General features: G+C 43.3%; 5 protein-coding genes. 4 read left to right on the forward strand and 1 reads right to left on the reverse strand.

What is annotated here, in order from left to right; genetic code table 11:
- The first annotated feature begins 131 nt into the window (after window positions 1-131).
- Both tyrS and AC5V8P_RS22035 read left to right on the forward strand, forming a co-directional pair.
- The gene (gene tyrS / locus AC5V8P_RS22030) at window positions 132-1,385 is read left to right on the forward strand and encodes a tyrosine--tRNA ligase (protein ID WP_064796294.1); all 1,254 of its coding nucleotides are present in this window, start codon (window positions 132-134) and stop codon (window positions 1,383-1,385) included.
- Window positions 1,386-1,581: 196 nt separating this feature from the next.
- Window positions 1,582-2,448, forward strand: a complete 867-nt coding sequence (locus AC5V8P_RS22035; RefSeq protein ID WP_064796295.1) for an AraC family transcriptional regulator — start codon at window positions 1,582-1,584, stop codon at window positions 2,446-2,448.
- Window positions 2,449-2,526: 78 nt separating this feature from the next.
- Here AC5V8P_RS22035 and rpsD read toward each other — a convergent pair whose 3' ends face one another.
- Window positions 2,527-3,126: a 30S ribosomal protein S4 gene (gene rpsD, locus AC5V8P_RS22040; protein ID WP_063213646.1), complete on the reverse strand. Its 600-nt coding sequence runs from the start codon at window positions 3,124-3,126 to the stop codon at window positions 2,527-2,529.
- A gap of 436 nt (window positions 3,127-3,562) precedes the next feature.
- Here rpsD and AC5V8P_RS22045 point away from each other — a divergent pair, with 436 nt between their 5' ends.
- Together AC5V8P_RS22045 and AC5V8P_RS22050 are read left to right on the forward strand one after the other, a co-directional pair.
- Entirely contained in the window at window positions 3,563-5,548 is a 1,986-nt protein-coding gene (locus AC5V8P_RS22045; RefSeq protein WP_064796296.1) for a sensor domain-containing diguanylate cyclase, read from the forward strand.
- Between the two features lie 170 nt (window positions 5,549-5,718).
- Entirely contained in the window at window positions 5,719-6,546 is an 828-nt protein-coding gene (locus AC5V8P_RS22050) for a hypothetical protein (protein WP_064796297.1), read from the forward strand.
- Window positions 6,547-6,588 lie beyond the last annotated feature (42 nt).

The raw sequence follows: 6,588 nt of genomic DNA on the forward strand, positions 1-6,588 counted from the left end.
TCTGTATTTTTGGCATACGTTTCTTTAATTAGGGTGGTAACGCGAGCAGCTCCTTCTCGTCCCTTGGGATGAAAGGGGCTTTTTGGTTTGTTTAATAGTAATTTTTGGATAAAGTTTAGGAGGAATTCAGGATGAAATGGGAAGAATTGAAGCCTGAGCAACAGGCAGAGGTAGAACGACAGCTAGAGGTGATCCGCCGTGGAGTAGCGGAAATCGTACCTGAGGATGAGCTGAAGCGTAAGGTGATCAAATCGGTTGTTAGCGGCGAGCCGCTTAAAATTAAGCTCGGTCTGGACCCGTCCGCGCCCGACATCCACATCGGACATACAGTTGTTATGCACAAACTACGCCAGTTCCAGGAACTAGGTCATCAAGTGCAACTGATTATCGGGGATTTTACTGGCAGAATTGGTGATCCGACAGGTAAATCGGAGACCCGCAAGCAACTGACTGAGGAAGATGTTCAGCGCAATGCACAAACGTACAAGGAGCAAATTTTTAAGATCCTTGATCCTGAAAAGACAAAGGTATACTACAATTCCGAGTGGTTAGGACCGATGTCTTTTGCGGATGTGGTAACCCTGTCTGCCAAAGTAACGGTTGCCCGCATGTTGGAACGGGATGATTTTACCAAACGGTACCAAAATGGCTTGCCGATCAGCATCCATGAGTTCTTTTACCCTCTGATGCAGGGCATGGACTCTGTGGCTCTCCAAAGCGATATAGAGTTGGGAGGGACAGATCAGAAGTTTAATCTTCTGATGGGTAGAACGCTGCAAAAAGAATACGGAGTGGAGCCACAGGCGACTATTACATTACCACTGCTTGAGGGACTTGATGGCGTTCAAAAGATGAGTAAAAGTTTGGGGAACTACATTGGTGTGGATGAGGAGCCGAATGAAATTTACGGTAAATCCATGTCTGTTCCTGACGAGCTCATGCTGAAATATTTTGAGCTTGCAACAGATATTAGCAATGATGAACTGGCAGAGCTGGCGAAAGGGGTTAAGGCGGGTTCAGTACATCCGCGTGATGCCAAAATGAAGCTGGCTGGAACATTGGTGCGCATGTACCACGGTGAAGAGGCGGCGGAAGCAGCCAAGCAGCATTTTGTGACTGTATTCCAGCAACGCGCGCTTCCTGATGATATTGAAGAATTCACTTTAACAGCAGATCAGTTGGATGAAGGCGGCATTCGTGTAATCCAGTTGCTGACTCATCTAGGCTTTGCAGCATCTAATGGTGAGGCTAAGCGCAGTATTCAGCAAGGTTCGGTCAAAATTAACGAAGAGAAGTGGACCGATGTGAACGAAGCATACAAGCCGCAGGAAGGCGACATTGTACAGGTAGGTAAACGGAAATTTGCTAAAATCAAGCTCGGATAATTAAAATACATTTAAAAGCAGCGTTGAGTTTGATTTCGTATCTCAGTGCTGTTTTTTTTATTTCTATCAAGTGAAAAGCCATGGTAAACTTAGCACAAATAATCAAACAAGTAGGTAAAGAGTTTTACATAATGAATATGTGGGTTGCCCAATGTAGATGTAGGCTAGATAAATTACAAGTACGGGGAAGGATTATATGGACTATTTTAAACGGATTCAGTGTGCGATTGAGTTTATCGAATTGAATCTCCGGGAGGATTTGAAAATTACGGAGATTGCTTCACAGGCCTACTTTTCAGCTTTTCATTTTCAACGGGTTTTTCAGGCCATTTCGGGTTTTACAGTTCAACAGTATATAAGAAGGAGAAGGTTGTCCGAAGCGGCTAAACGGCTAAAGCAATCCAATCACAAGGTATTAGACATTGCTATTGAGTATCAGTACAACTCACAAGAAGCTTTTACCCGTGCTTTTGAAAAAAGTTTTGGGATTACCCCGGGGAAATATCGTAACTGTGATATTGAGCTTTCTGGCCAAAGCAAAATCAATTTTCTGGATTATCAAAAGAATATAACGGGGGGATTAGATGTGAACAAGCCTGTGATACTGCAACTCGAAGCGACTAAAATTGTAGGATATGAATATAAAACAAATTTGAATAATGAGCAGCACTATAAAGAAATTCCAGGATTTTATGAACACTTTGGGGCAAATGAATATTTTATGTGTATTCCGAATAAAATCGCACCGGGAATGTCCTATGGGATTGCCTGCCGATTTGAAGACAACGGTGCTTTTTCATTTGTGGTGGGTGAGGCAGTTGAAAAAGAGTCGGAAGAACTGGAAGAGGGCTTCATATATATGGAGATTCCAGCAGGCAAGTATGCTGAGTTTGACGCTTCAGGTTCAAATGGACGTGTTCAAAATATACGAGACTTCATCTACGGCACATGGCTTCCTAATTCTAATTTTGAACGGAGGGAAGGGCCTGACTTTGAAATTACGGACGTCATGAATTCCTATCCTGATCATTTGAGTATGAAGGTATATATCCCCATTGAGTAAACCCTCAGGCTTGATACGAGGGGAATATAAAAAAAGCACCCGAATGTATTCGGGTGCTTTTCAGTGCTAATCCAAGGATTAGCGGTTGTAGAATTCGACGATTTGTTTTTCATCGATATCTTGGGACAATTCTGCACGCTCAGGCAAACGGATGTATTTACCTTCCAGAGCTGCGTCATTGTACTCCAGGTAAGCTGCCAAGTGGTTACGGTTTTCCAAAGCTTCTTTGATGGAAGACAGGGAACGACTTCTTTCACGAAGACCGATCACGTCGCCAGGGCTTACTTGGTAAGAAGCGATGTCAACTTTTTTGCCGTTCACAGTAACGTGACCATGAGCTACCAATTGACGTGCGCCTGCACGGGAATTAGCAAAGCCAAGACGGAATACAAGGTTGTCCAGGCGGCTTTCCAGCAAGAACATAAAGTTTTCACCAGCGATACCGTGCATGTGTTGAGCTTTGTTGAACAGGGTACGGAATTGTTTTTCACCCAAACCGTACATGTGGCGCAGCTTTTGTTTTTCTTGAAGCTGCATACCGTAGTTACTGATTTTTCTCCGTTGGTTTGCACCATGTTGTCCCGGAGGGAAAGGGCGTTTCAATTCTTTACCTGTGCCGCTCAGGGAAATACCGAGACGACGGCTCAATTTAAATTTAGGACCAGTGTAACGTGCCATTATAGAGTTAACTCCTTCATAATTAAAATTTGAGTTGGGGCTCTCTTTGCGCTCCAATTTGTTCGGCGCTACCGAGTAAGGTAAGACGCACTACTGACAGAAAAGTTCAGCCGCTGTCCTGTCAGCAACAAATAAGATGAGGGTGACACAAACTGTTACGCCCAAAATTTAAGATCCGCACAGTAGATAGTTCTGCCGTACAGTCTTTTTCAATAATATATATTATAGGTAATAGTGGGTCAATGTCAAGAAGAGAAAAAGAATGAAAACGTCAAAATTTGTCGATAGGGCTTTAGAACTAAAAAAGCAGGACTGATTTCTGAAAAATGGATGCAAATTTCTAAAGTTGAGAGTAGAATAGATCATATTATGAGCTATAGTGGTGTATAGCCGCTGTCTTGGTACAGCTAATTTTGCTGTGAAGGAGCGCCTTAATATGTCGGAATTTTCAACAACGGATCAGCAAACGCTTGACAGTAAAACAGTTCAGGCTAGCGGTGCTCCGCTGTTTGATGATAAAGGATATACGTCTTTTGCCTGGCTCCAGAACATGGATATGACACCCTATGATTACCCCTATATTAATCAGCTTCTCGTCCAAGGATATCGGAATTGGATACAGCAGAGCAATGGTATATCCTGGATCAGCGAAGAATGTACTGCTGTTTTTAATTTTACAGGTGTTCGGGTTGCTGGTAGGGAAGAGGATGATGACGAGGATCTAGAATTGGTCGAGCGTTGTTGTATATCTAGAGAGATGGAAGTGAGCCAGCGTAAACTTCGAGATGGGAGCCTTGCATTTGTATATATGGTCCCCATACTATGCCGCAATTACAAGAAAGATCCCTTTGCTGCTCTTCGTTTTACACGGACTGCTCAACATTCTGTCTCAAATCAGGATGCATTGTTAGTGGCTTCTTTGCATTTTAGATCCTGCTTTTACTCGAAGTTTGAGTATATTTTTATGGAAGATATCCTAGGCATGCAGAATCGGAGCGAACGTGAAGGTAGACGCCGCTCTATTTTATTTCAAATTGTAAAACGGATGCATGACAAGATTGATGTGGAAGGCGTGCTAGATGAAGTATTTGGAAGCATCGCCTATTTGTTTCCCCATGTGGATATTACATTGTATATGAGTCAGGATCGGCACAGTCGAAATCCTCAGGTCAAACCTTTGTTGCTGCATGAACGGGACGAGGATGTATGTGTCCGTGCATTTATGAAAGGGCAAATGGCTGTGAATGAGCCTGCCGGCCCACATGATGAAATAACTGAAATTGGTATCCCGTTACGTGGTAAGCAGGGGGTATACGGTGTTTTCCATATGATTCTTCCGGCAGGTGCGGATAGTATGGAAAAAGTGGATGTAGAGCTGATTGTGATGATGGCAGATACAGCTGGCACCGCATTTGAAAATGCAAAGTTGTTGGAGCAATCGAATGTACTGATCCATGAATTGCGGCTCATTAATGAGCTGGTTCAGCGTTTAAATCAAAGTCTGAAATTAAATGAAATATTTGAGTTTGCCGTGCAGGAGTTATTAAAAATGTTCATGGCCGACTTTTGTTGTATTGTGCAGTTGGATCAGGATGAAAGCTGCTTTAAGGTCATGTCAAGTAATGTGGAAAGTTTAAAGCTGGAGAGTTACCCTCGTGAAGGCGGATTTGCTGGATTGATAAGCAAAACAGGAGAACCCGTCATTGTGTCAGATTATAGAAAGGATGGGAAAATATCTTCTCGATTTATGGATACAACAGGCTCCCAGTCTTTGATGGCAGTGCCTATGAAGAACAGGGGCACCCCTAGAGGAGTTATATTATTGTCGAGTAAGCTTCCACACTTTTTTTCTTACGATAATTACAAGATGCTGCAAATGCTAGCTCCTCATATCGGGCTGGCTGTAACCAATGCTATGCTGCACGCGGAAGTGCGGCGTCTGGCGAATATGGACATATTAACAGGTTTGTATGTACGTCATTATGTAGACCGCATCATTCAGGAACATCAGGAAAAGGATTTCTGTGGCTCTCTTATTTTGGTGGATATTGATCAATTCAAGCAGGTGAATGATACGTATGGTCATCAGACGGGGGACGAAATTTTAAAAAGCGTCAGCAATATTGTTCGTACAGCGACCCGAGATGAGGATGTATGTGCCAGATGGGGTGGAGAGGAGCTTGCCATTTATTTGCCGCAGCTGGGGGTACAACAGGCACTAGAATATGCAGAAAAAATACGTTGCCGTGTACAGTATGAAACTGATCCTCAGGTGACTGTTTCCTGCGGGATTGCAGAATGGAACTGGCTGGACGAGCAGATCAGTATCGAATCTTTATTTTATAGGGCTGATATGGCCTTGTATGAAGCGAAAAATGAAGGGCGTAATCGCATAGTTATTGATCATACAGACGATATGTAGAGAATATTCCTTAAGGAATGTTCTCTTTTTGTCTTGCATAACCGATTGTAGACAGGTAATCCTAAACATAGCTATTACATGAATGGTCTGAACAGAACATTTTACTCATGATGTGTAGTCATGTTTAGGATAGGACGGATGATGGTATGCATTGGAGAAAGCAATGGGTGATGCGAGGTTACTGTGTGTTTCTAATCGTATGTGTGTTAAGCGGTTGTGCACTGGATCGGCAATCTACTCCTGAGCAGATTTTTAGAAGAGCTGTTGCAGGGATGGCTGGCAAGGAGAAGGTAACGTTTACCGGACAAACTGGAATTAGAGCTAACGGTGGTCTGCCTACGACTAAACAATTTAAATATCGCGGGAAGCTACAAAATCACGATGAAATGATCATGCAGTGGGGATCGGCAGAGGCTTTCCGTAAGCAAGGCGACTATGTAGCCCTGAAAAAGGATAAGTCCGAGTCTGGTGTTACACATGAACGGTTTCTTCGTCAAAAGGGAAAATGGATTGTGCTGGCATCTGGGGATGCTCCTATGGTTCAAAATGGGTTGTTGAATCGCTTCAATCCGATTCAGGAGCTTGAGGAATTAAATACACTGAATAAGAGCATTCGTATGGAAAAGGGAGCTGCCCGTGGAACTTGGGTGGTGAGGATTGAACCAGAACCAGCCTCGGCAAAGCGTTGGTTGAAGGAGCGTTTAATGGAAGAAATGAATACATTAAATCCTCAATTCGGGGTATTAAAAATGCAACATACAGAAACAAACCGAGAACTGCAACAAAAGCTGAGCCAAGTATGGAAGCAGAGTTGTGAGGATATGAATAACCAGTTGGAGCATTCCAGTGTGCAGGCTGTATACCATTTAACTATAGACCGTCAAACAGGTTTACCCTTAAAGCTGTCATCCGAGTGCCGGATTTCCCGACAGGTTACGAATGAAGAGTTGCATCAAGAGGCTCTGATCACCAGAGTTGTTTTTGAGGACTACAAGTAACGGAGCGGGCGTGATACAATGGAATTCGAATTAACCGTTGTT

Source organism: Paenibacillus sp. N119s, from assembly GCF_059447605.1.